At 57.4% G+C, this 23,932-nt stretch carries 18 protein-coding genes, 2 rRNA genes and 1 riboswitch; of the genes, 16 read left to right on the top strand and 4 right to left on the bottom strand.

Going from position 1 to position 23,932, the window contains the following annotated elements; translation table 11 throughout:
* The 6 genes from WFN61_RS09275 to aceK form a co-directional block, all read left to right on the top strand.
* A 23S ribosomal RNA gene (locus tag WFN61_RS09275) occupies positions 1-88 on the top strand; the annotation flags it as partial.
* Between the two features lie 198 nt (positions 89-286).
* Positions 287-402, top strand: a 5S ribosomal RNA gene (gene rrf / locus WFN61_RS09270).
* 179 nt (positions 403-581) lie between these two features.
* Complete coding sequence (gene metA, locus WFN61_RS09265) at positions 582-1,511, top strand: homoserine O-acetyltransferase MetA (protein ID WP_144816817.1); 930 nt, start codon at positions 582-584, stop codon at positions 1,509-1,511.
* A gap of 241 nt (positions 1,512-1,752) precedes the next feature.
* Positions 1,753-3,354: a malate synthase A gene (gene aceB, locus WFN61_RS09260; protein WP_337038569.1), complete on the top strand. Its 1,602-nt coding sequence runs from the start codon at positions 1,753-1,755 to the stop codon at positions 3,352-3,354.
* A gap of 21 nt (positions 3,355-3,375) precedes the next feature.
* Positions 3,376-4,680 (top strand): isocitrate lyase, encoded by a 1,305-nt coding sequence (gene aceA / locus WFN61_RS09255; protein WP_144816812.1) that lies wholly within the window; start codon positions 3,376-3,378, stop codon positions 4,678-4,680.
* Positions 4,681-4,742: 62 nt separating this feature from the next.
* On the top strand, positions 4,743-6,470 hold the full coding sequence (gene aceK / locus WFN61_RS09250; protein WP_312235388.1) for a bifunctional isocitrate dehydrogenase kinase/phosphatase: 1,728 nt from the start codon (positions 4,743-4,745) through the stop codon (positions 6,468-6,470).
* Positions 6,471-6,484: 14 nt separating this feature from the next.
* On the opposite strand, the gene iclR is transcribed toward aceK, so the two are convergent.
* A complete protein-coding gene (iclR, locus tag WFN61_RS09245; RefSeq protein WP_144816806.1) occupies positions 6,485-7,321 on the bottom strand; it encodes a glyoxylate bypass operon transcriptional repressor IclR in 837 nt (278 codons plus the stop codon).
* Positions 7,322-7,515: 194 nt separating this feature from the next.
* Between iclR and metH the strand changes: the two genes are divergently transcribed.
* The 5 genes from metH to rluF all read left to right on the top strand — a co-directional run bounded on the left by metH (position 7,516) and on the right by rluF (position 14,666).
* Positions 7,516-11,199: a methionine synthase gene (gene metH / locus WFN61_RS09240; protein WP_337038568.1), complete on the top strand. Its 3,684-nt coding sequence runs from the start codon at positions 7,516-7,518 to the stop codon at positions 11,197-11,199.
* Positions 11,200-11,256: 57 nt separating this feature from the next.
* A complete protein-coding gene (locus WFN61_RS09235; RefSeq protein WP_144816802.1) occupies positions 11,257-12,888 on the top strand; it encodes a Na/Pi cotransporter family protein in 1,632 nt (543 codons plus the stop codon).
* Between the two features lie 117 nt (positions 12,889-13,005).
* Positions 13,006-13,353 (top strand): type II toxin-antitoxin system RelE/ParE family toxin, encoded by a 348-nt coding sequence (locus WFN61_RS09230; protein ID WP_337038567.1) that lies wholly within the window; start codon positions 13,006-13,008, stop codon positions 13,351-13,353.
* Position 13,354: 1 nt separating this feature from the next.
* Positions 13,355-13,672, top strand: coding sequence for a helix-turn-helix domain-containing protein (locus tag WFN61_RS09225; protein ID WP_144816798.1), 318 nt, complete (start codon positions 13,355-13,357; stop codon positions 13,670-13,672).
* 112 nt (positions 13,673-13,784) lie between these two features.
* On the top strand, positions 13,785-14,666 hold the full coding sequence (gene rluF, locus WFN61_RS09220) for a 23S rRNA pseudouridine(2604) synthase RluF (RefSeq protein WP_337038566.1): 882 nt from the start codon (positions 13,785-13,787) through the stop codon (positions 14,664-14,666).
* On the opposite strand, the gene WFN61_RS09215 is transcribed toward rluF, so the two are convergent.
* From WFN61_RS09215 to lysC, 3 genes are all read right to left on the bottom strand, one after another.
* Entirely contained in the window at positions 14,667-14,939 is a 273-nt protein-coding gene (locus WFN61_RS09215) for a DUF3811 domain-containing protein (protein WP_144816793.1), read from the bottom strand.
* A gap of 50 nt (positions 14,940-14,989) precedes the next feature.
* The gene (panS, locus tag WFN61_RS09210) at positions 14,990-15,934 is read right to left on the bottom strand and encodes a ketopantoate/pantoate/pantothenate transporter PanS (protein ID WP_337038565.1); all 945 of its coding nucleotides are present in this window, start codon (positions 15,932-15,934) and stop codon (positions 14,990-14,992) included.
* 100 nt (positions 15,935-16,034) lie between these two features.
* The gene (lysC, locus tag WFN61_RS09205) at positions 16,035-17,411 is read right to left on the bottom strand and encodes a lysine-sensitive aspartokinase 3 (protein ID WP_144816789.1); all 1,377 of its coding nucleotides are present in this window, start codon (positions 17,409-17,411) and stop codon (positions 16,035-16,037) included.
* Between the two features lie 90 nt (positions 17,412-17,501).
* Positions 17,502-17,696: riboswitch (Lysine riboswitch) on the bottom strand.
* Between the two features lie 267 nt (positions 17,697-17,963).
* Between lysC and pgi the strand changes: the two genes are divergently transcribed.
* The 5 genes from pgi (at position 17,964) to WFN61_RS09180 (ending at position 23,915) form a co-directional block, all read left to right on the top strand.
* A complete protein-coding gene (gene pgi / locus WFN61_RS09200; RefSeq protein ID WP_144816786.1) occupies positions 17,964-19,610 on the top strand; it encodes a glucose-6-phosphate isomerase in 1,647 nt (548 codons plus the stop codon).
* A 532-nt stretch (positions 19,611-20,142) separates the two neighbouring features.
* A complete protein-coding gene (gene yjbE, locus WFN61_RS09195; protein WP_144816784.1) occupies positions 20,143-20,385 on the top strand; it encodes an exopolysaccharide production protein YjbE in 243 nt (80 codons plus the stop codon).
* A 61-nt stretch (positions 20,386-20,446) separates the two neighbouring features.
* Entirely contained in the window at positions 20,447-21,085 is a 639-nt protein-coding gene (locus WFN61_RS09190) for a YjbF family lipoprotein (RefSeq protein WP_337038564.1), read from the top strand.
* Positions 21,082-21,819 carry a capsule biosynthesis GfcC family protein gene (locus tag WFN61_RS09185; RefSeq protein WP_312273007.1) on the top strand — a complete coding sequence of 246 codons (738 nt, stop codon included), beginning with the start codon at positions 21,082-21,084 and terminating at the stop codon, positions 21,817-21,819. The genes WFN61_RS09190 and WFN61_RS09185 overlap by 4 nt, the downstream gene beginning before the upstream one ends.
* Positions 21,819-23,915, top strand: coding sequence for a YjbH domain-containing protein (locus WFN61_RS09180; protein ID WP_337038563.1), 2,097 nt, complete (start codon positions 21,819-21,821; stop codon positions 23,913-23,915). The genes WFN61_RS09185 and WFN61_RS09180 overlap by 1 nt, the downstream gene beginning before the upstream one ends.
* The last annotated feature ends 17 nt before the right edge of the window (positions 23,916-23,932 follow it).

Here is a 23,932-nt window from a genome sequence, read left to right as displayed (position 1 = left end):
TTGAAGACGACGACGTTGATAGGCCGGGTGTGTAAGCGCAGCGATGCGTTGAGCTAACCGGTACTAATGAACCGTGAGGCTTAACCTTACAACGCCGAAGATGTTTTGGCGTGATTTGAGTGACGATTTTCAGCTGATACCAGAATTAAGTGCGCAATAATTTGCGCAGCAGCAAGGCGGCCAGTGAAGGAAAGGAAGGAGCATACTGAAGTATGTGACTGACTTTGCGAGCGCAGGCAACGCGGCTGATGCGATAAAGTATTGCGTACCGAGCACAAAGAATTTGCCTGGCGGCACTAGCGCGGTGGTCCCACCTGACCCCATGCCGAACTCAGAAGTGAAACGCCGTAGCGCCGATGGTAGTGTGGGGTCTCCCCATGCGAGAGTAGGGAACTGCCAGGCATCAAACAAGAAGAACCCCGTACCGTAAGGTACGGGGTTTTTTGCTTTGGTATTTTTCTCCCTTATTCTTGAAACTTTCTCACCTGGCACATGCAGGCTCGACATTTTGCCTATTCCTGGTTATTGTCAGCTATCTGGATGTCTACACGTTTAAACGTATGCTGTGAGGTAATAAGGTTATGCCGATTCGGGTGCAGGACGAGCTGCCAGCCGTCAATTTCTTGCGAGATGAAAACGTCTTTGTCATGACGACATCACGTGCAACAGGTCAGGAGATACGCCCTCTGAAGGTGCTGATCCTCAACCTGATGCCCAAGAAAATCGAAACGGAAAACCAGTTCCTGCGGTTGCTCTCTAACTCTCCGCTACAGGTAGACGTTCGCCTGCTGCGTATCGACGCGCGTGAGTCCCGCAATACGCCCGCTGAGCATCTGAACAACTTCTACTGCAACTTCGATGAGATCAACGAGGAGAACTTTGATGGTCTCATTGTGACCGGTGCGCCGCTGGGGCTGGTTGAGTTCAATGATGTCGCCTACTGGCCGCAGATCAAGCAGGTGCTGGAGTGGGCTAAAGATCACGTCACCTCAACGCTGTTTGTCTGTTGGGCGGTGCAGGCCGCACTCAATATCCTCTACGGTATCCCCAAGCAGACCCGCAAAGACAAGCTCTCTGGCGTATATGAACACCACATCACTCAGCAGCATGCGCTCCTAACCCGTGGCTTTGACGACTCGTTTTTGGCCCCGCATTCGCGCTATGCCGATTTCCCTGCAGCGCTGATCCGCGACTATACCGATCTGGATATTCTTGCTGAATCGAGTGAGGGTGACGCTTACCTGTTTGCCAGCAAAGATAAACGCATCGCCTTCGTGACCGGCCATCCTGAATATGACGCCAATACGCTGGCCGGGGAGTATTTCCGCGATCTTGAGGCCGGTCTCGATCCGGTTGTCCCGTATAACTACTTCCCGAAGGACGATCCGCAGAATACGCCGCGTGCGACCTGGCGCAGTCACGGTAACCTGCTGTTTACTAACTGGCTCAATTATTACGTCTACCAGATCACACCGTTCGATCTGCGCCATATGAATCCCACTTTGGATTAAGCGTTTCAGCCAACAAAAAAGCACCTTCGGGTGCTTTTTTTATTTCTGAAAATCACTTCATAGCCGTAGATAACTTTAATTTCTGTCTTATCAATGCATTGCAGCGTTTTCAAAATGAAAATGGAAATTGTTTTTGATTTTGTTTTTTAATTGAGTAGGCTTAACGGAGCTGAACGAAAACTGAACACGATCTTTTGTTCAGGACGGAAATCTATTCGGATCAACGACGAGGAGCCCGCTTATGGCACAACAGGCAACGACTACCGATGAACTGACCTTTACCCAGCCGTATGGCGAGCAGGAGCAGCATATTCTGACGCCAGAGGCCACCGCCTTTCTTACCGATCTGGTCACGCGTTTCACTCCGGCGCGCAATAAGCTACTTGCCGCACGTATCCAGCAGCAGCAGACGATCGATAGCGGCACGCTACCGGGTTTCATTTCGGAAACGGCTTCCATACGTGAAGGAGACTGGAAAATTCGCGGTATTCCGGCTGACCTGCAGGATCGTCGGGTTGAGATCACCGGTCCGGTCGAGCGCAAGATGGTGATCAATGCGCTGAACGCCAACGTCAAAGTTTTTATGGCGGATTTTGAAGACTCGCTGGCTCCCAACTGGCAAAAAGTGATCGACGGGCAGATCAATCTGCGCGATGCGGTTAACGGCACCATCAGCTATACCAATGAAGCTGGCAAGATCTATCAGCTCAAGCCCGATCCGGCGGTGTTGGTTTGTCGAGTTCGCGGTCTGCATCTGCCGGAAAAGCATGTCATCTGGCGTAATGAGGCTATTCCCGGCAGCCTGTTTGATTTTGCCCTCTACTTCTTCCACAACTATCAAAACTTGCTGGCCAAGGGCAGCGGACCCTACTTCTACCTGCCTAAAACCCAGGCCTGGCAGGAGGCTGCCTGGTGGAGCGAGGTCTTTAGCTACACGGAAGATCGCTTCAACCTGCCGCGCGGCACCATCAAGGCCACTCTGCTGATTGAAACGCTGCCAGCAGTCTTCCAGATGGACGAGATCCTCCATGCCCTGAAGGACCACATTGTGGGCCTAAACTGTGGACGCTGGGACTACATCTTCAGCTATATCAAAACGTTAAAAAACTATCCCGATCGTGTACTGCCTGACCGCCAGGCGGTCACCATGGATAAGCCTTTCCTCAACGCCTACTCCCGTCTGCTGATTAAGACCTGCCACCGGCGCGGTGCGTTTGCGATGGGCGGCATGGCGGCCTTTATCCCCAGCAAAGAGAGCGAGCGTAACAACTGGGTGCTGAATAAGGTACGGGCGGATAAAGAGCTGGAGGCGCAAAACGGTCACGACGGTACCTGGATTGCCCACCCCGGTCTGGGCGATACGGTGATGGCCATCTTTGATACCGCGCTGGGCGACAATAAAAACCAGCTCTCTGTCACCCGGGAGGAGGACGCGCCCATCGCTGCCGAAGAGCTGCTTGCGCCCTGCGACGGCGAACGCACGGAAGAGGGGATGCGCGCCAATATCCGCGTTGCGGTGCAGTACATCGAAGCATGGATCTCCGGCAACGGCTGTGTGCCAATCTATGGCCTGATGGAGGATGCCGCAACGGCAGAGATCTCCCGCACCTCTATCTGGCAGTGGATCCATCATCAAAAGACGCTCAGCAACGGTACGCCAGTAACTAAAGCCCTGTTTCGCCAGATGCTCGGCGAGGAGATGCAGGTGATCCAGCAGGAGCTGGGCGAGCACCGGTTCAGCCATGGTCGCTTTGCCGACGCCGCTCGCCTGATGGAGCAGATCACCACCTCTGACGACCTGATCGATTTCCTGACCCTGCCGGGTTACCGCCTCTTAGCCTAATAAAAACAGTGGAGCACAGCCATGAAAACCCGTACCCAACAAACAGAAGCATTACAGCAAGAGTGGAAAACCGCACGCTGGGAGGGCATTAGCCGCCCCTACAGCGCGGAAGAGGTGGTAAAACTGCGCGGCTCGGTGAATCCGGAGTGCACCCTGGCGCAGCTTGGCGCGGCGAAAATGTGGCGTCTGCTGCACGGCGAGTCTAAAAAGGGCTATATCAACAGCCTCGGTGCGCTGACCGGCGGGCAGGCGCTCCAGCAGGCGAAGGCAGGGATAGAGGCCATTTACCTCTCCGGCTGGCAGGTGGCGGCCGATGCTAACCTGGCCTCCAGCATGTATCCGGATCAGTCCCTCTACCCGGCTAATTCGGTTCCGGCAGTCGTGGATCGGATCAACAACACTTTTCGCCGGGCGGATCAGATCCAGTGGTCGGCAGGGATCGATCCCAACGATCCGCGCTACGTGGACTACTTCCTGCCGATCGTGGCCGATGCCGAAGCGGGCTTCGGCGGCGTGCTGAACGCCTTTGAGCTGATGAAGTCGATGATTGCAGCGGGAGCGGCGGCGGTACACTTCGAGGATCAGCTGGCCTCGGTGAAGAAGTGCGGCCATATGGGTGGCAAGGTACTGGTACCCACCCAGGAGGCCATCCAGAAGCTGGTGGCGGCCAGGCTGGCAGCAGACGTGATGGGCGTACCGACGCTGCTGATCGCCCGTACTGATGCCGACGCTGCGGACCTGATCACCTCCGACTGCGATGAGTATGACCGTGAATTTATTACCGGCGAACGCACCAGCGAAGGGTTCTATCGTACCCGGGCCGGGATAGAGCAGGCCATCAGCCGCGGCCTGGCCTACGCCCCCTATGCCGATCTGGTCTGGTGTGAAACCTCGAAGCCAGATCTGGAGCAGGCCCGGCGCTTTGCCGATGCCATCCATGCCCAATTCCCCGGCAAGCTGCTGGCCTATAACTGCTCGCCGTCGTTCAACTGGCAGAAGAACCTCGACGACAACACTATCGCCAGCTTCCAGCAGCAGCTCGCGGAGATGGGCTACAAGTACCAGTTCATCACCCTTGCGGGTATCCACAGCATGTGGTTCAACATGTTCGATCTCGCCCGCGCCTATGCGCAGGGAGAGGGCATGAAACACTACGTCGAGAAGGTTCAGCAGCCGGAGTTTGCTGCGGCGAAGGAGGGCTATACCTTTGTCTCCCATCAGCAGGAGGTGGGAACCGGCTATTTCGATAAGGTGACAACGATTATTCAGGGCGGCGCATCATCGGTGACCGCGCTGACCGGATCAACAGAAGAGCAGCAGTTCTGATAACGGAAACGCCCGGTGGCGCTGCGCTTACCGGGCCTACGCACGGATCCGAAGGGGGACGTATGACGCGTGGCCGGGAGCTATTAATCGCCCAAACTATCCTGCAGGGTTTTGACGCCCAGTACGGACGCTTTCTGGAGATTACCGCCGGCGCGCAGCAGCGCTTTGAGCAGGCGGACTGGCACGCCGTCCAGCAGGCGATGAAGAGCCGCATCCACCTCTACGACCACCATGTTGGGCTGGTGGCCGAGCAGCTGCGCTGTATAACCGAGGGTCGGCGCCTCGACGCGGATTATTTGCTGCGGGTAAAGGCGCACTATACTCAGCTGCTGCCGGACTATCCGCGCTTCGAAATTGCCGAAAGCTTTTTCAACTCGGTCTACTGTCGGCTGTTCGATCACCGGGCCCTGACGCCTGAGCGGCTGTTTATTTTCAGCTCCCAGCCCGAGCGCCGCTTTCGCACCATTCCTCGACCGCTGGCAAAGGATTTTCACCCGACCGGCGGCTGGCAGGCGCTGCTCAACAAGCTGCTTGCCGATCTCCCCCTGCGTCTGCCGTGGCAGGATCGCGCCCGCGACGTGGGCTATATCCTCATGCAGCTAACGGAGAGCATTGGCGACGCGGCGCTAGCGCAGGCACGTTTACAGGTGGCAAACGAGCTTTTTTACCGCAATAAAGCCGCCTGGCTGGTGGGCAAGCTTATCCTGGCCGATGGCACGGTTCCCTTTTTACTGCCGATCCACCGCAGCGAGGAGGGGGAGCTTTTTGTCGATGCCTGCCTGACCACCCACGACGAAGCCAGCATTGTGTTCGGCTTCGCCCGCTCCTACTTTATGGTCTATGCTCCGCTGCCCGCCGCGACGGTGGAGTGGCTGCGGGAGATCCTGCCAGGCAAAACCACGGCTGAGCTCTATATGGCGATTGGCTGCCAGAAGCATGCTAAAACCGAGAGCTACCGGGAGTATCTGCACTACATTGCCAGCAGCGACGAGCAGTTTATTGAAGCGCCGGGCATTCGCGGCATGGTGATGCTGGTCTTTACCCTGCCGGGCTTTGACCGGGTCTTCAAGGTAATCAAAGATCGTTTTGCCCCGCAGAAGGAGATGACCGCCGCCCACGTGCGCGCCTGCTATCAGCTGGTAAAAGAGCACGATCGCGTCGGGCGGATGGCCGATACCCAGGAGTTTGAAAACTTTGTGCTGGAGAAGCGGCAGATTGCGCCTGCGTTGATGGCCCTGTTGATGACGGAAGCGGCGGAGAAGATTACCGACCTGGGTGATAGCATCTCCATCAGCCATCTCTATATCGAACGGCGCATGGTGCCGCTCAATATCTGGCTGGAGCAGGTTGACGGTCAGCTGCTGCGGGACGCCATTGAAGAGTACGGCAACGCCATTCGTCAGCTAGCCGCCGCGAATATTTTCCCTGGCGATATGCTGTTTAAAAACTTTGGCGTGACGCGCCACGGGCGGGTGGTGTTCTATGACTACGATGAGATCTGCTACATGACCGAGGTAAACTTCCGCGACGTTCCCGCCCCGCGCTACCCGGAGGATGAGCTAAGCGCCGAGCCGTGGTACAGCGTATCGCCAGGGGATGTCTTCCCCGAGGAGTTTCGCCACTGGCTCTGTGCCGATCCGCGCGTCGGGCCACTCTTTGAGGAGATGCATGCCGATCTGTTCCGCGCCAGCTACTGGCGGGCACTGCAAACGCGTATCAAAGAGGGCCACGTGGAGGATGTCTACGCCTACCGCCGGCGGCAGCGTTTCAGCGTGCGGTTCGCGGCGTAACGCCCGCGTTTACTCTATCGCATTCCGCCATACGCCAGCGTCACCTCTTTCGCCGCCTTGATGACCAGCGCACCCAGCTCGGTCACGCGATCGTCGGTAATACGTGAGATCGGTCCAGAGATAGAGATAGCCGCAAAAGGCTGACGATGCTCGTCATAGATACAGGCCGCCACGCAGCGCAGGCCCAGCGCGTGCTCCTCATCGTCAAAGGAGTAGCCGCGCTTGCGGGTGAGGGCCAGATCTTCTTTCAGATGCAGGGGCGAGACCAGCGTAGCGTGGGTGTAGGTATGCAGCCCCTGGCGATGCAGCAGGCTGGTAACCTGATCCTCATCCAACTGGGCCAGGAAAGCTTTTCCCGCTCCGGAGGCGTGCATCGGCAGCTTGCCGCCAATGGGGGCAGACATGCGCATCAGCTGGTTACACTGCACCTGGTCAATAATGATGGCCTGATGATCGTTCTGGTCAAGCACCGCCAGGTTCACCGTCTCGCCGGAATCCTCCATCAGCTTACGCAGAATGGGATGCACAATGGCCAGCAGGTTGCGGCTCTGTAAGAAGCTGGCACCAATGACAAACGCATGCGCGCCTATCGCCCAGTGGCCCAGGTCGCCTACCTGGCGGACAAAGCCCAGCTGCTGCATGGTCGTCAGCAGGCGGTGGGTGGTCGAGTTGGGCAGGCCAGCCTGCTGCGCCAGCTCGGTCAGCGCCACGCTGCCTTGAGATTCAGCGATCCACTCCAGCAGCTTCAGGCCGCGCGTCAGGGACTGCACCTGTCCGGTCGCCGGCGGGGTGGCTGCGGCAGCAGCGGTGCGAGGTTTTTTACCGCGTTTCGCGGGTACGGAAGCCACCATGGCCGACTCCTTTTCTGTATCGTGGAAATCATTTTCGTTTTATCTGATTATAATGCAACCTGCGACCAGACTGATCGGATGAGTTCAGGTGAACATCTCTCATGTTTCATGCTGCTCTCTTTTCCACCTGCTGGCTTTGTGCCAGTATGTCCTGCTGGCCTTTGTGGCCTGGTTGAGCGTTGTCGGGAGCACGTGTGAGCAGCAAAGTTGATCAACTGCATCAGCAGTTAAAAGAGCGTATTTTGGTTCTGGATGGGGGCATGGGCACCATGATCCAGGGCTATCGTCTGAGTGAGCAGGATTTTCGCGGCGAGCGCTTCGCCGACTGGCCCTGCGATCTCAAAGGCAACAACGATCTGCTGGTGCTCAGCAAGCCGGAGGTGATCTCTGCAATCCATGACGCCTATTTTGCGGCGGGTGCGGATATCGTTGAGACCAACACCTTTAACTCGACAACCATTGCGATGGCGGACTACCAGATGGAGTCCCTGTCGGCAGAGATCAACCTTGCCGCCGCGAAGCTGGCCCGCGCCTGCGCCGACGAGTGGACCGCCCGCACGCCGGATAAGCCGCGCTACGTGGCGGGGGTGCTGGGTCCAACCAACCGCACCGCCTCTATCTCGCCGGACGTAAACGATCCCGCCTATCGCAACGTCACCTTCGACCAGCTGGTGGCGGCGTACCGGGAGTCCACCCGGGCGCTGGTGGAGGGCGGCAGCGATCTGATCCTGATCGAAACCATTTTCGATACGCTCAATGCGAAGGCGGCCATTTTTGCCGTGAAGGCGGAGTTCGAGGCGCTGGGCGTTGAGCTGCCGATCATGATCTCCGGCACCATTACCGACGCTTCCGGACGCACGCTCTCCGGGCAAACTACCGAAGCATTCTATAACTCACTCCGCCACGCCGACGCGCTGACCTTCGGGCTGAACTGCGCCCTGGGGCCGGATGAGCTGCGTCAGTACGTGCAGGAGCTGTCGCGCATCGCCGAGTGCTACGTCACCGCCCACCCGAACGCCGGGCTGCCCAACGCCTTTGGCGAGTACGATCTTGATGCCGGGCCGATGGCCGCGCAGATCCGCGAGTGGGCCGAAGCGGGCTTCCTGAACATTGTGGGCGGCTGCTGCGGCACAACCCCAGAGCATATTGCTGCCATGAGCCGCGCGGTGGAAGGGCTGCCGCCGCGTCAGCTGCCTGACCTACCGGTTGCCTGCCGCCTGGCGGGGCTGGAGCCGCTGAATATTGGCGACGCTAGCCTGTTTGTGAACGTCGGCGAGCGTACCAACGTTACCGGCTCGGCAAAATTTAAACGCCTGATTAAAGAAGAGAAGTACAGCGAGGCGCTGGACGTGGCGCGCCAGCAGGTAGAGAACGGCGCGCAGATCATCGACATCAACATGGACGAGGGGATGCTTGACGCCGAGGCGGCGATGGTCAAGTTCCTCAACCTGATTGCCGGCGAGCCGGACATTGCCCGCGTGCCGATCATGATCGACTCCTCAAAGTGGGATGTTATCGAGAAGGGGCTGAAGTGCATCCAGGGCAAAGGCATCGTTAACTCCATTTCGATGAAGGAGGGCGTGGAGGCCTTTGTCCGCCATGCGAAGCTGGTGCGCCGCTACGGCGCGGCGATGGTGGTGATGGCCTTTGATGAGGTCGGCCAGGCTGACACGCGGGAGCGGAAGATTGAGATCTGCCGCCGGGCCTACACCATTCTTACCCAGGATGTCGGTTTTCCACCGGAAGATATCATTTTTGACCCCAACATCTTTGCCGTGGCAACGGGCATTGATGAGCACAATAACTATGCCCAGGACTTTATCGGCGCGTGTGAAGACATCAAGCGCGAGCTGCCGCACGCCCTGATCTCCGGTGGCGTCTCTAACGTCTCGTTCTCCTTCCGTGGCAACGATCCGGTCCGTGAGGCGATCCACGCCGTGTTTCTCTACTACGCCATCCGCAACGGCATGGACATGGGCATCGTCAACGCCGGGCAACTGGCCATCTATGACGATCTGCCTGCCGAGCTGCGCGATGCGGTCGAGGATGTGATCCTTAACCGTCGCGACGACAGCACCGAGCGTCTGCTGGATCTGGCCGAGAAGTATCGCGGCAGCAAGAGCGACGATAGCGTCAACGCCCAGCAGGCGGAGTGGCGCAGCTGGGACGTTAAAAAACGGCTGGAGTATTCGCTGGTTAAAGGCATTACCGAATTTATTGAAGAAGATACCGAAGAGGCGCGCCAGCAGGCCGAACGCCCTATTCAGGTGATTGAAGGGCCACTAATGGACGGCATGAACGTGGTAGGCGATCTCTTTGGCGAGGGGAAAATGTTCCTGCCGCAGGTGGTGAAATCTGCCCGCGTGATGAAGCAGGCGGTGGCCTGGCTCGAACCCTTTATCGAAGCCAGCAAAGAGAAAGGCCAGACCAACGGTAAAATGGTGATCGCCACCGTGAAAGGCGACGTGCATGACATCGGCAAAAACATCGTTGGCGTAGTATTGCAGTGCAATAACTACGAGATTGTCGATCTGGGCGTAATGGTGCCGACGGATAAAATCCTGAAAACCGCCCGGGAAGTAAATGCTGACCTGATTGGCCTCTCCGGGCTGATCACGCCCTCGCTGGATGAGATGGTCAACGTGGCGAAAGAGATGGAGCGTCAGGGCTTTACCATTCCGCTGCTGATTGGCGGGGCGACCACCTCGAAAGCCCATACGGCAGTTAAAATCGAGCAGAACTACAGCGGCCCAACGGTGTACGTGCAGAACGCCTCGCGCACCGTGGGCGTGGTGTCGTCGCTGCTGTCAGCAACCCAGCGGGACGATTTCGTGGCCCGCACTCGCAAAGAGTATGAAACCGTGCGTATTCAACATGCGCGTAAAAAGCCGCGCACGCCGCCAGTCAGCCTACAGGCGGCACGGGATAACGATCTGGCCTTCGACTGGGAGAGCTACACCCCGCCGGTGGCCCATCGCCTGGGCGTGCAGGAGGTGACCGCCAGCATTGAGACGCTGCGCAACTACATCGACTGGACGCCGTTCTTTATGACCTGGTCGCTGGCGGGTAAGTATCCACGCATTCTGGAAGATGAGATCGTCGGCGTTGAGGCGAAGCGCCTGTTTCAAGACGCTAACGAGATGCTCGACCAGCTCAGCGCAGAAAAACGTCTTAACCCGCGCGGCGTGGTGGGGCTGTTCCCGGCAAACCGCGTCGGCGATGACGTTGAAATCTACCGCGATGCATCACGTACTCAGGTACTGACGGTGGCACGCCATCTGCGCCAGCAGACCGAAAAGGTAGGCTTTGCTAACTACTGCCTGGCCGATTTCGTTGCGCCGAAGCTGAGCGGCAAAGAGGACTACATCGGCGCGTTTGCCGTCACCGGCGGGCTGGAGGAGGATGCGCTGGCCGAAGCTTATGACGCCCAGCATGACGACTACAACAAGATCATGGTGAAGGCGATTGCCGATCGACTGGCAGAGGCCTTTGCGGAGTACCTGCACGAACGCGTGCGTAAAGTTTACTGGGGCTATGCGCCGAACGAAAACCTCAGCAACGAAGAGCTGATCCGCGAAAACTATCAGGGGATACGTCCTGCGCCAGGCTATCCCGCCTGCCCGGAGCACACCGAGAAGGGCACCATCTGGCAGCTGCTGGACGTTGAGAAACATACCGGCATGAAGCTGACCGAGTCCTTTGCCATGTGGCCGGGCGCGTCGGTCTCTGGCTGGTACTTCAGCCACCCGGACAGCAAGTACTTTGCCGTAGCGCAGATCCAGCGCGACCAGGTCGAGGATTATGCCCGGCGGAAAGGAATGAGCGTGAGTGAAGTTGAGCGCTGGCTCGCACCGAATCTCGGCTACGACGCGGACTGATTGACATTAAGCTCTTATACTAGGAGAAAATGTATACGATAAGGAGGCCGTAACCCTGTGCTAACGCTTTTACACCTGCTGTCCGCCGTTGCACTGCTGGTCTGGGGCACACATATCGTACGTACGGGCGTGATGCGTGTTTTTGGTGCGCGTTTGCGTACCGTGCTGGGCCGCAGCGTTGAGAAAAAACCGCTGGCCTTCTGCGCGGGTATTGGCGTCACCGCCCTGGTGCAGAGCAGTAACGCCACCACGATGCTGGTCACCTCCTTTGTGGCGCAGGATCTGGTGGCGCTTACCCCGGCGCTGGTGATTGTGCTGGGGGCGGACGTTGGTACCGCACTGATGGCGCGGGTGCTCACCTTTGATCTCTCCTGGCTTTCACCGCTGCTGATTTTTATTGGCGTCATTTTCTTTCTTGGACGCAAGCAGTCCCGCGTAGGGCAGCTTGGCCGGGTCAGCATCGGCCTTGGGCTGATCCTGCTGGCGCTGGAGCTTATCGTGCAGGCCGTGACGCCGATTACTCAGGCCAGCGGCGTGAAGGTTATTTTCGCCTCGCTAACCGGCGATATTATGCTGGACGCGCTGATTGGCGCGGTCTTTGCCATTATCAGCTACTCAAGCCTTGCGGCGGTGCTGCTGACCGCGACGCTAACCGCGGCGGGGATCATCTCGTTTCCGGTGGCGCTGTGCCTGGTGATTGGTGCAAACCTCGGCTCGGGTCTGCTGGCAGTGCTCAACAACAGCGCCAGCAGCGCCGCTGCACGCCGCGTTGCGATGGGCAGCCTGCTGTTTAAGCTGGTGGGTAGCCTGCTGATCCTTCCTTTTGTACATCCGCTGGCAGTGGTCCTGGACAGGCTACCGCTGCCGGATGCAGAGTTGGTCATCTATTTCCACGTCTTCTACAACCTGATCCGCTGCGTGGTGATGGTGCCCTTTGCCGGACCGATGGCCCGCCTGTGCGAGCGGCTGATCCGCGATGAGCCTGAGCTTGATATGCGTCTGAAGCCGAAGCATCTTGATACCTCGGCGCTGGATACGCCCACGCTGGCCCTGGCGAACGCCGCCCGCGAGTCGCTGCGCATGGGTGACGCCATGGAACAGATGCTGGACGGTCTGAAGAAGATCATGCACGGCGAGCCGCGTGAGGAGAAAGCGCTACGGAAAACTGCCGATGATATCAACGTGCTCTATACCGCCATCAAGCTCTATCTGGCGCGGATGCCGAAGGATGAACTGGCCGAAGAGGAGTCGCGCCGCTGGGCGGAAATTATTGAGATGTCGCTCAACCTTGAGCAGGCATCAGACATCATTGAGCGGATGGGCAGCGAGATTGCCGATAAGTCGCTGGCGGCCCGGCGCGCCTTCTCTGTTGAAGGGCTTAACGAGCTGGATAGCCTGCTGGAGCAGCTGCGCAGTAATCTGCAGCTGGCGATGTCGGTGTTCTTCTCCAGCGACGTGGCGAGTGCCCGCCGCCTGCGCCGCCGCAAGCACCGCTTCCGTATTCTCGACCGCCGTTACGCCCACGCCCACGTGGATCGTCTGCATCAGCAGAACGTGCAGAGTATCGAAACCAGCTCGCTGCATTTAGGCCTGCTGGGGGATATGAAACGCCTCAACTCGCTCTTCTGTGCGGTGGCCTACAGCGTGCTGGAGCAGCCGGACGAGGATGAGGAGCGCGGGGAGTACTGATTTTGGAAACCGCCTCGTGGATTTTGCTTTAAGCCCTGCATCGTGCAGGGCTTTTTGTTTATCTTCCCTTTAACACGGTGCTTTTTATACCCAAATAGGTATAATCAAGGAGGGGGAATGATAAAACCATTGTATTGGGTTGGTCAGTCGAAGAAGGATCTGCTGGCGCAACCGGAAAATGTGCAGGATGTTTTTGGTTATGCGCTTTGGCTTGCCCAACAAGGTAAGCGCCATAATCAAGCGAAGCCGTTAAAGGGATTTGGTAGCGCCGGGGTACTTGAAGTTGTTGAGGACTATCAGGGAAACACATGGAGAGCCGTCTACACCATCATGCTTAAAGATGCCGTTTATGTGCTGCATGTTTTTCAGAAAAAATCAGTATCGGGTAAAGCAATGGCGAAGCCAGATACTGCCCTCATTTACCAGCGGCTTAAGCCTGCTCAGAATCATGCACGAGGTTCCTGATATGCAAAATGAAATCGAAGCGGGTAGTGGGAATGTTTATAACGATTTAGGCTACGCTAACGCTGAGGAGATGCAGCTTAAGGCGCAGTTAGCAATGGCGATTCATGACATTCTACAAGAGCGTGGGCTGACTCAGCAGCAGGCGGCCCATATTTTAGGTATGACCCAGCCTAAACTATCAAACTTATTGCGTGGCCAATTTCGTGGGATCAGCGAGGCGAAAATGCTCGATTGCCTGACGCGGCTGGGAAGAGATGTCGATATTGTCGTCGGTAAGGCGCAAACCATACCAGGCACGATGAAAGTCGTATTCGGTTAAGATGTAAATATTTCCGGATAGCGCTGCGCCTATCCGGCCTGAGAAGCGTACCTATTTCCCTCTGGCACACAAAACGGCACCCAGGGTATATTTCGCCTTTACAGGAGAAACTATGCTGACACCACAATCCACCCGACTAAACAAATACATCAGCGAGAGCGGGATCTGCTCGCGTCGCGAAGCCGATCGCTACATTGAGCAGGGCAACGTCTTTATCAACGGCAAACGCGCCGGGATAGGGGATCAGGTTGTCGCGGGCGACGTGGTCAAGGTCAACGGCCAGCTTATCGAGCCTCGGGAAGAGGACGATCTGGTATTTATCGCGCTGAACAAGCCGGTGGGAATTGTCAGCACCACGGAAGATAGCGAGAGAGACAACATTGTCGATTTCGTTAACCACAGCAGCCGTATCTTTCCTATCGGCCGCCTGGATAAAGATTCACAGGGGCTGATCTTCCTCACTAACCATGGCGATCTGGTAAACAAAATTCTGCGGGCCGGCAACGATCATGAGAAAGAGTATGTGGTCACGGTGAATAAGCCCGTCACGGACGAGTTTATCCGTGGCATGGGCGCAGGCGTGCCGATCCTGGGTACCGTCACCAAAAAGTGTAAAGTTAAAAAAGAGGCACCTTTTGCCTTCCGCATTACGCTGGTTCAGGGCTTAAACCGACAGATCCGCCGGATGTGCGAGCACTTTGGCTTTGAAGTGACCAGGCTGGAGCGTACGCGCATTATGAACGTCAGCCTGACCGGTATCCCCGTGGGCGAGTGGCGTGACTTGACCGACGACGAGCTGGTAGAGCTGTTCAAGCTTATCGAAAACTCATCGTCAGAGGCGAAGCCGAAAGCGAAGCCGAAAGCGAAGGCGAAACCGAAAACCCAGGGGATTAAACGACCTGTGGTGAACGCCCCGAAATCAGCTGAAAAAGAGCGCAGCAAACCGGCCGGAAAACGGTTCGTGCAGCCGGGGCGTAAAAAGAAAGGGCGCTAATTAGCGCCTTCCACGGGTTGAGGTATTGGCTGACCAGGAGAAGGTCGACTCTGAATCGGGTTTATACGCCTGCTCTTTTTTTAACTTGCGGGCTTTTTTGGCCTCAGTCTCGCGCTGCGCCATCAGCTTGTCGGTGTACTCTTTCTTAACCTGATTGGTTTCGGCGTTGGTCAGGGTGCGGCCATGGGCGATACGGGCGCGATCCAGCAGGGTTTTCAGCTCGCGCTGCTCGCTCTCCGTCATATCTTTTTGCGTCAATCTTGGTGTAGCCATCGCTGAAGCCTCCTGTAGAAGAGGCTTCAGTGTAAAGCAAGCAGAGTAAATTAACCCTGTTTTACCGCATCTTTTTTCGGTTGCTCATCGATGGGTTTACCCGACCAGTAGCCTGCCAGCAGCGAGCCGGAGAGGTTGTGCCAGACCGAGAACAGCGCGCCGGGCAGGGCGGCCAGCGGTGAGAAGTAGATCTTACCCAGCGCGGCGGCCAGGCCTGAGTTCTGCATCCCCACCTCAATCGCCAACGTCCGGCAGATGGACTCATCAAAGCCAAACAGCTTTCCGCCCCAGTAGCCGCCCAGCAGGCCGATGGTGTTGTGCAGAATGATTGCGATAATCACCACGAAGCCAACGGAAGCGATGTGCGATGCAGAGCCTGCAACTACCGCGCTGATGATCGCCAAAATGCAGAGCATCGAAAACGCCGGCAGATACGGCTCCACCGCCTTCACCAGGCGTGGGAAGAGGTGATGAATAACCAGACCAAGCCCAATCGGGATCACCACGATTTGCAGAATGCTCAGCAGCATCCCCATCACATCCACCTGAATATGGGCATCCACGTAGAGGCGCGTCAGCAGCGGCGTTGCCACCACGCCTACCAGCGTAGAGACCGATGAGATAGTGACCGACAGCGCCACGTCGCCCTTGGCCAGGTAGATCATGACGTTGGAGGCCGTGCCGCTGGCAACGCTGCCTACCAGCACCATCCCGGCGGAGAGATCCGGGGGCATCTTAAAGAGCATGGCCAGCAGCCAGGCGGCGAGGGGCATTACCAGATAGTGAAGAAAAATGCCCGCGGCGACCGGGGCGGGACGCGACAGAACACGCTTGAAGTCCTCAAGCTTCAGATGCACACCCATGCCGAACATGATCAGCATCAGCAGCGTGGTCACCCACGGGCCGATGCCGGTGAACGTCGTTGGGGTGTAGTAAGCGAGAACGGAGAGCAGCAGCGCCCACAGGGGGAACAGCCGGGTGATGGCGGTTAACATAATGAATTCCTTGCAGTATTGTCGTGTCGTTGTGCCATTTAGTTATAAAAAAGCCGGGTTCGAGCCCGGCTATAGGTATTTTTTATCGTGTGCTGGAATTTTATTCAAACAAATTATGATGCAGCGTCTGCACAACCTGCTCGGCTTCTGCGCCAGGTACCAGGAAGCAGAGGTTGTGGCTGGATGCGCCGTAGCAGATCATGCGGATGTTAAACGGATCGAGTACGCCAAACACCTCTTTGCCCACGCCACAGGCTTTCGACAGATCGTTACCAATCAGCGCCACCAGGGCGAGGTTCTCTTCCACTTCCACGCGGCACAGCGACGACAGCTCGGTCAGCAGGCCCTGGGTTAGCAGGGTGTCACCCGTAGAGGTCGAGCCGGTGGTGTCCAGCGTCAGGGCAACGCTCACTTCTGACGTGGTGATCAGATCGACGGAGATACTGTGGCGCGCCAGCATACCGAATACTTCGGCCAGGAAGCCGCGGGAGTGCAGCATGTTCAGGCTGTGCAGGGTTACCAGGGTCTGCTTACGGCGCAGCGCCAGGGCGCGAAACAGCGGCGGGTTCTGCGTCTCATTGCAGACCAGCGTGCCGCCCGCTTTAGGATCCTTGCTGGAGCCAACAAACACCGGAATATCGCTGCGCACCGCAGGCAGCAGCGTTGCCGGATGCAGCACTTTTGCGCCGAAGGTCGCCATCTCAGCGGCCTCTTCAAAGGCGATCTCATCGATACGCTTGGCGGCCGGTACAACGCGCGGATCGGTGGTGTAGATGCCGGGAACGTCGGTCCAGATATCCACCCGAGAGGCATGCAGCGCTTCGCCGAGCAGGGCGGCGGTGTAGTCGCTGCCGCCGCGGCCCAGAGTGGTGGTGCGGCCCTTTGGCTCGCTGCCGATAAAGCCTTGCGTAACCACTAACCCTTCGTTGAGACGCGGGGAGAGCTGCTGGGCCGCCAGCTCCGCCAGGGCGGCAACATCCGGCTCGGCGCGGCCAAAGCGATCGCTGGTACGCATCACTTTACGCACGTCAAACCACTGCGCCTGCACGCTACGCTCGCGCAGCACTTCCACAAACAGCAGGGTCGACATCAGCTCGCCGTGACTTACCAGCTCATCGGTCAGCGCGGCAGAGGTGGCAAGAGAAGCGGCTTCCGCCAGGGTAGTAATATTTTCCAGCAGGCGTTCGATCTCCTCGCGGATGACGTCAGGGCGCGTCAGGCGCTCAAGGATATCGAACTGAATTTTGCGAATGGCGTCGAGCTTTACGAAACGTTCGCTGGCCTCCAGCCCTTCGGCGAGCGCCACCAGCAGGTTGGTCACCCCTGCAGAGGCAGAGAGCACCACCAGGCGAACGCTGGCGTCGGAGAGCACCACGTCGGCGCTGCGGTTCATGGCATCGAAATCGGCGACGCTGGTCCCGCCAAATTTGGCAACAATAAGCTTAGCAACACCAAGCGGGGAAACTGCTTTGATCATAACAACCTCGTATCAGGTGCAAATAGTCAGCCCTGGAACAAGGAGAGAGCGAAAAACGGGGTAGGCGCAGAGCAATGAACCGCTACGATTACACCCAGAAGCGCTCCACCTTGCGAGACGCACGACTGCGAACGTCTCTGGTGACAGCCCAGGGGATTCAGCCCCTGTAGCCGATGGCAAGCGCGGCCAGACGCTCTACCACCTCGGCGTTGTTCCCCCTCCTGTGCTCTCTGCGGACTGGCTCCTCAAGCACACTAACCTGGACGACGCGCCTCTTCTGGCTATTCCCAATGGGAATTCATACTTTGGTAACATAAGTAATACTTTATAAATAAAGGTTTCCGGGGGGCGCTGTCAACGCTGCGGTTATGCGGATTTTTCATGTTCAGGGTTATCCCAGGAAAATAACTTATAAACGCTATACTTTGCCCTGTCTCCCCGCGTTAGCGCATCATCATCTTCGTTGGGCAAAAGCATAAAAACCGTCACAATTTTTGTCCGCAGGCGCTACAATCGACCGCAGTTAGGATCCTAAATCAGAAGAGTATTGCTATGAAAAATATCAACCCAACGCAGACTTCTGCCTGGCAGGCATTACAGAAACACTTCGATGAAATGAAAGAGGTCACCCTCGCCGAGCTGTTCGCCAACGATAGCGACCGCTTCAGCAAATTCTCCGCGACCTTCAACGATCAGATGCTGGTGGACTTCTCCAAAAACCGCATCACCGAAGAGACGTTGGCAAAGCTACTGGACTTAGCCAAAGAGACCGAGCTGGCCGACGCGATCAAATCCATGTTCTCCGGCGAGAAGATCAACCGCACCGAAGATCGTGCGGTGCTGCACGTTGCGCTGCGTAACCGCAGCAACACGCCGATTATTGTTGATGGCAAAGACGTGATGCCGGAAGTCAACGCCGTGCTGGAGAAGATGAAAACCTTCTCTGAGGCCATCATCTCCGGCCAGTGGAAAGGCTATACCGGCAAACCGATCACTGACGTGGTGAACATCGGCATCGGCGGCTCCGACCTCGGCCCGTTTATGGTGACCGAAGCGCTGCGCCCGTACAAAAATCATCTGAACATGCACTTTGTCTCTAACGTCGACGGTACGCACATCGCCGAAGTGCTGAAGAAGGTTAACCCTGAATCTACGCTCTTCCTGGTGGCGTCCAAAACCTTCACCACGCAGGAGACCATGACCAACGCCCACAGCGCGCGCGACTGGTTCCTGAAAACGGCCGGTGACCAGCAGCACGTGGCGAAACACTTTGCTGCGCTCTCCACCAACGCCAAAGCGGTGGGCGAGTTTGGTATCGATACCGCTAACATGTTTGAGTTCTGGGACTGGGTAGGTGGGCGTTACTCCCTGTGGTCGGCGATTGGCCTGTCGATCATCCTCTCCGTGGGCTACGACAACTTTGTTGAACTGCTCTCCGGCGCGCACGCCATGGATCAGCACTTCGCCACCACCCCGGCGGAGAAAAACCTGCCGGTGCTGCTGGCGCTGATCGGTATCTGGTACAACAACTTCTTCGGCGCGGAAACAGAGGCGATTCTGCCTTACGACCAGTATATGCACCGCTTCGCAGCCTACTTCCAGCAGGGCAACATGGAGTCCAACGGTAAGTACGTTGACCGTAACGGCAATGCCGTGGACTACCAGACCGGCCCGATTATCTGGGGTGAGCCGGGAACCAACGGCCAGCATGCCTTCTACCAGCTGATCCATCAGGGCACCAAGATGGTACCGTGCGACTTTATCGCACCGGCCATCACCCATAACGCGCTGTCGGATCATCATCAGAAGCTGCTCTCCAACTTCTTCGCTCAGACCGAGGCGCTGGCATTCGGTAAATCCCGCGACGTGGTTGAGCAGGAGTATCGCGACCAGGGTAAAGATCCGGCCTCGCTGGAGCACGTTGTGCCGTTTAAGGTGTTTGAAGGCAACCGCCCGACTAACTCCATTCTGCTGCGTGAGATCACCCCGTTCAGCCTCGGAGCACTGATTGCGCTCTATGAGCACAAAATCTTCACCCAGGGCGCGATCCTCAACATCTTCACCTTCGATCAGTGGGGCGTAGAGCTGGGTAAACAGCTGGCGAACCGTATACTGCCGGAGCTGGGCGATGACAGCGATATCAGCAGCCACGATAGCTCGACCAACGGCTTGATTAACCGCTATAAGTCCTGGCGCTAAAATCTGCGTCATCCTTCAAACCGCAGCCGCATTGGCTGCGTTCGTTAACCCCGGTCACATAGCTATCTATGCTCCCGGGGATTAACGATCTTGCCGCCTTGCTGCAATTCGAATGATTTAGCAGATTGCAGCCAGGCCGTAGGCCCGTGCAAGCGCAGCGCCGCCGGGCATTGATGTTTATTTAATATAAGCCGGTACTATTGCCGGCTCTCTTATCAGATATTTCCTGTTGCCAGTAACTTACCGCAAATCTGTTTATTGAGCTTTATCTGAAAAACGCATTTCCGACATTATTGGCCGCAAATGATTTTAGGATAATACGCAGACAACCAAGGCTTATTTATATTTTAATTTATTGATTTATAGATAATTTTGAGTTGAGCAAGAAATGTTCTTTGCTGAATAGGTCATTAATCCTAAAACCCGCCCTGTAATTCTCTGTGACGCCAATCACGCGTATCGGTTGTGTATACTCGACTGCGCCTGACTCCGTTCAGGTAAATATCCATTCATTCAATGAAGGGAAATTGATATGCATAAAGTCCTGTATGGCATTTTTGCCATCACCGCGCTTGCCGCGACCTCTGCTTATGCCGCTCCGGTACAAGTAGGTGACGCAGCAGGGTCGGCGGCAACGTCGGTCTCGGCGGGAAGCTCCTCCGCGACCAGCGTTAGCACCGTCAGCTCAGCGGTAGGCGTCGCCCTCGCGGCGACCGGTGGCGGCGATGGTTCTAATACCGGAACCACCACCACCACAACGACCAGCACTCAGTAATCACGAGTGCTTTAACTCTAACCACACTTCGGTGTGGTTATTTTGCCCCTGGAGAATTGTCGTGAAGCGACCGGGAATTATTCTGCTTTGTCTGCTGCTGCAGGCGTGCTCCGGCACGACCAAAGAGCTGGGCGGTGCGCTGTGGGACAGCGTGTTTGGCACCCCCGGCGTGCATCTTACCGATGAAGATATTCAGGATATGCCCTATGCCAGCCAGTATATGCAGCTAAACGGTGGCCCTCAGCTGTTTGTGGTGCTCGCTTTTTCTGAAAACGGCCAGCAGAAGTGGGCGACTCAGGACCAGTCTATTCTGGTGACTCAGGATGGTCGCCTCGTTAAAACTCAGCTTCCCGGCGATAACCTGCTTGAGGTGAACAACCTGGCGGCAGATCCGCTGATCAAACCGAACCGCATTACCGATGGCGCAGCGTGGACCCGCACCCTCGGCTGGACCGAGCATGGCCAGGTACGTTATGCCACGGCCCGCTCGCAGTTCCGCTGGGCCGGGCAGGATACGGTGACGGTAGGCAGCGACGTCACCATAGTACGCGTGCTGGAAGAGCACGTTGAGACAGAGCAAAAATCCTGGACCAACCGTTTCTGGATAGACAGCGACGGACGGATCCGGCGGTCGCTACAGTACCTTGGCGCGGACTGGTTCCCGGTTGAGACCACGCTCATCAAGGCGGCAAAACAATGAAGCTAACCGCAATCGCCTCGCTTATTTTTAGCCTTGCTTCCTCTGCTGCTTTCGCAGCGGGCACCATTAAGGTTTACACCCCCGAGAGCGCGGAGCCTAAGACGCTGACCGATGCCGCGCATCTTATTGATTTAGTGGGTCAGCCCCGGCTGGCCAACAGCTGGTGGCCGGGCGCGGTCATTAGCGAGCAGCACGCCACCCAGCGCGAAACGCAGCGGCATCAGGCGCTGCTGGCGCGTCTGGCCGCCCTCGCGGCAGATGAAGAGGGAGAGGATGCCGCCGCAGTTAACGCTCTCCGTCAGCAGCTGCAGGGCATCAAGGTCACGGGACGCCAGCTGGTGCCCCTCGATCCGGATCGGGTCCGGGTCCAGCCCGGTGCGAACCCGCCGCTGGAGGGCGAGTACAGCCTGTGGCTCGGCGCGCAGCCTTCTACGGTTACCGTGCTGGGATTGGTGAGCAGCCCTGGCAAAAAGCCGTTCACACCGGGACGCGACGTCGCGGGATATTTAGATGAGATGGGCTTGCTAAGCGGAGCCGATCGCAATACGGCGTGGGTGATCTATCCCGATGGCCGCACGCAGAGCGTGCCGGTGGCCTACTGGAACAAACGCCATGTGGAACCCATGCCGGGCAGCACGATTTTTGTTGGCTTTGCTGAAAGCGTCTGGACGAAAAGCCGGGACGGCATTAACGCCGATATTCTCACTTCCCTGACGCATCGGATACCGGATTAATGAAGAAAATTTCTCTTTACAGCCTGCTGGCGCTCAGCGTCAGCGCCGCCTGCCATGCGGAAACGTATCCGGCTCCGGTAGGCCCTTCCCAGACTGACTTCGGCGGCGTGGGACTGCTGCAAACGCCCACCGCCCGGATGGCGCGTGAGGGTGAGATCAGCCTTAACTATCGCGATAACGATCAGTACCGCTACTACTCAGGTTCGATTCAGCTCTTTCCGTGGCTAGAGACGACTCTGCGCTACACCGACGTGCGCACTCGACAGTACAGCAGCGTGGACGCCTTTTCCGGCGATCAGACCTACAAAGATAAAGCGTTCGATCTCAAGCTGCGCCTGTGGGAAGAGGGGTACTGGCTGCCGCAGGTGGCAGTGGGCGCACGGGATATCGGCGGGACAGGTCTGTTCGATGCCGAATACCTTGTGGCCAGCAAGGCCTGGGGGCCGTTTGATTTTACTCTTGGGCTGGGCTGGGGTTACCTTGGCACGGCGGGCAATATCAAAAACCCCCTCTGCTCCTACGATGAGAAGTACTGTTACCGCGACAACAGCTACAACCAGGCGGGCTCCATTGACAGTAGTCAGATGTTCCATGGCCCGGCGTCGCTGTTTGGCGGCGTGGAGTACCAGACGCCGTGGCAGCCGCTGCGCCTGAAGCTGGAGTATGAAGGCAATAACTATCAGCAGGATTTTGCCGGTCGTCTGCCGCAGCGCAGCAAAGTGAACGTTGGGGCAATCTATCGCGTAGCAGACTGGGCCGACGTCAACCTGAGCTACGAGCGCGGCAACACGGTGATGTTTGGCTTTACCCTGCACTCTAACTTCAACGATCTGCGCCCCTCTTACAACGATAATGCCCGCCCGCAGTATGAGCCGCAGCCGCAGGACGCCATTATGCAGCACGCGGTGGTGGCGAATCAGCTCACGCAGCTGAAGTACAACGCCGGGCTGGCGGATCCGAAAATTCAGGTGAAAGGCGATACGCTCTACGTTACCGGCGAACAGGTGAAATACCGCAATACCGAAGAGGGTATTGAGCGGGCGAACCGGATCATCGCCAACGATCTGCCGGACGGCGTAAAAACCATCCGCGTGACCGAGAACCGCCTCAACCTGCCGCAGGTGACCACCGAAACCGATGTGGCAAGCCTGCAACGCCATCTGGCCGGAGAGCCGCTGGGGCATGAGACGACCCTGGTGCAGAAACGCGTTGAGCCAGAGGTACCAGAGAGCACCGAGCAGGGCTGGTATATGGAGAAGTCCCGCTTCGATTTCCATATCGATCCGGTGCTGAACCAGTCCGTGGGCGGTCCGGAAAGTTTCTATATGTACCAGCTTGGGGTGATGGCGACCGCCGATCTCTGGCTGACCGACCACCTGCTGACCACCGGCAGCCTGTTTGGCAACATCGCCAACAACTACGACAAGTTCAACTACACCGATCCGCCGGACGACTCCCATCTGCCTCGCGTGCGTACCCACGTGCGCGACTACGTAGCGAATGACTACTACGTTAACAATCTCCAGGCCAACTACTTCCAGTATCTTGGCAACGGCTTCTATGGCCAGGTGTACGGCGGCTATCTGGAGACGATGTACGGTGGAGCCGGGGCCGAGGTGCTCTGGCGGCCGGTGGACAGCAACTGGGCCTTCGGGATTGATGCTAACTACGTTAAGCAGCGTGACTGGCGCAGCGCGAAGGAGATGATGAAGTTCACCGACTACAGCGCGAAGACGGGACACCTGACCGCCTACTGGACGCCTTCCTTTGCTCAGGACGTGCTGATTAAAGCCAGCGTCGGGCAGTATCTGGCGGGAGATAAGGGCGGTACGCTGGAGGTGTCGAAACACTTCGACAGCGGCGTCGTCGTGGGCACCTATGCCACGCTGACTAACGTATCACCGGACGAGTACGGGGAAGGGGATTTCACAAAAGGGGTCTATGTATCGATTCCGCTGGATCTCTTTGCCTCTGGCCCGACCCGCAGCCGGGCAGCTATCGGCTGGACGCCGCTTACCCGCGACGGCGGTCAGCAGCTTGGACGTAAGTTCCAGCTGTATGACATGACCAGCGATCGGAGCGTGAATTTCCGCTAATGCTGAGCCGGGCGGCG

Source organism: Pseudescherichia sp. AS216 (assembly GCF_037152055.1).
GTDB lineage: Bacteria > Pseudomonadota > Gammaproteobacteria > Enterobacterales > Enterobacteriaceae > Pseudescherichia.
This window is presented reverse-complemented; position numbering and strand designations above follow the sequence as displayed.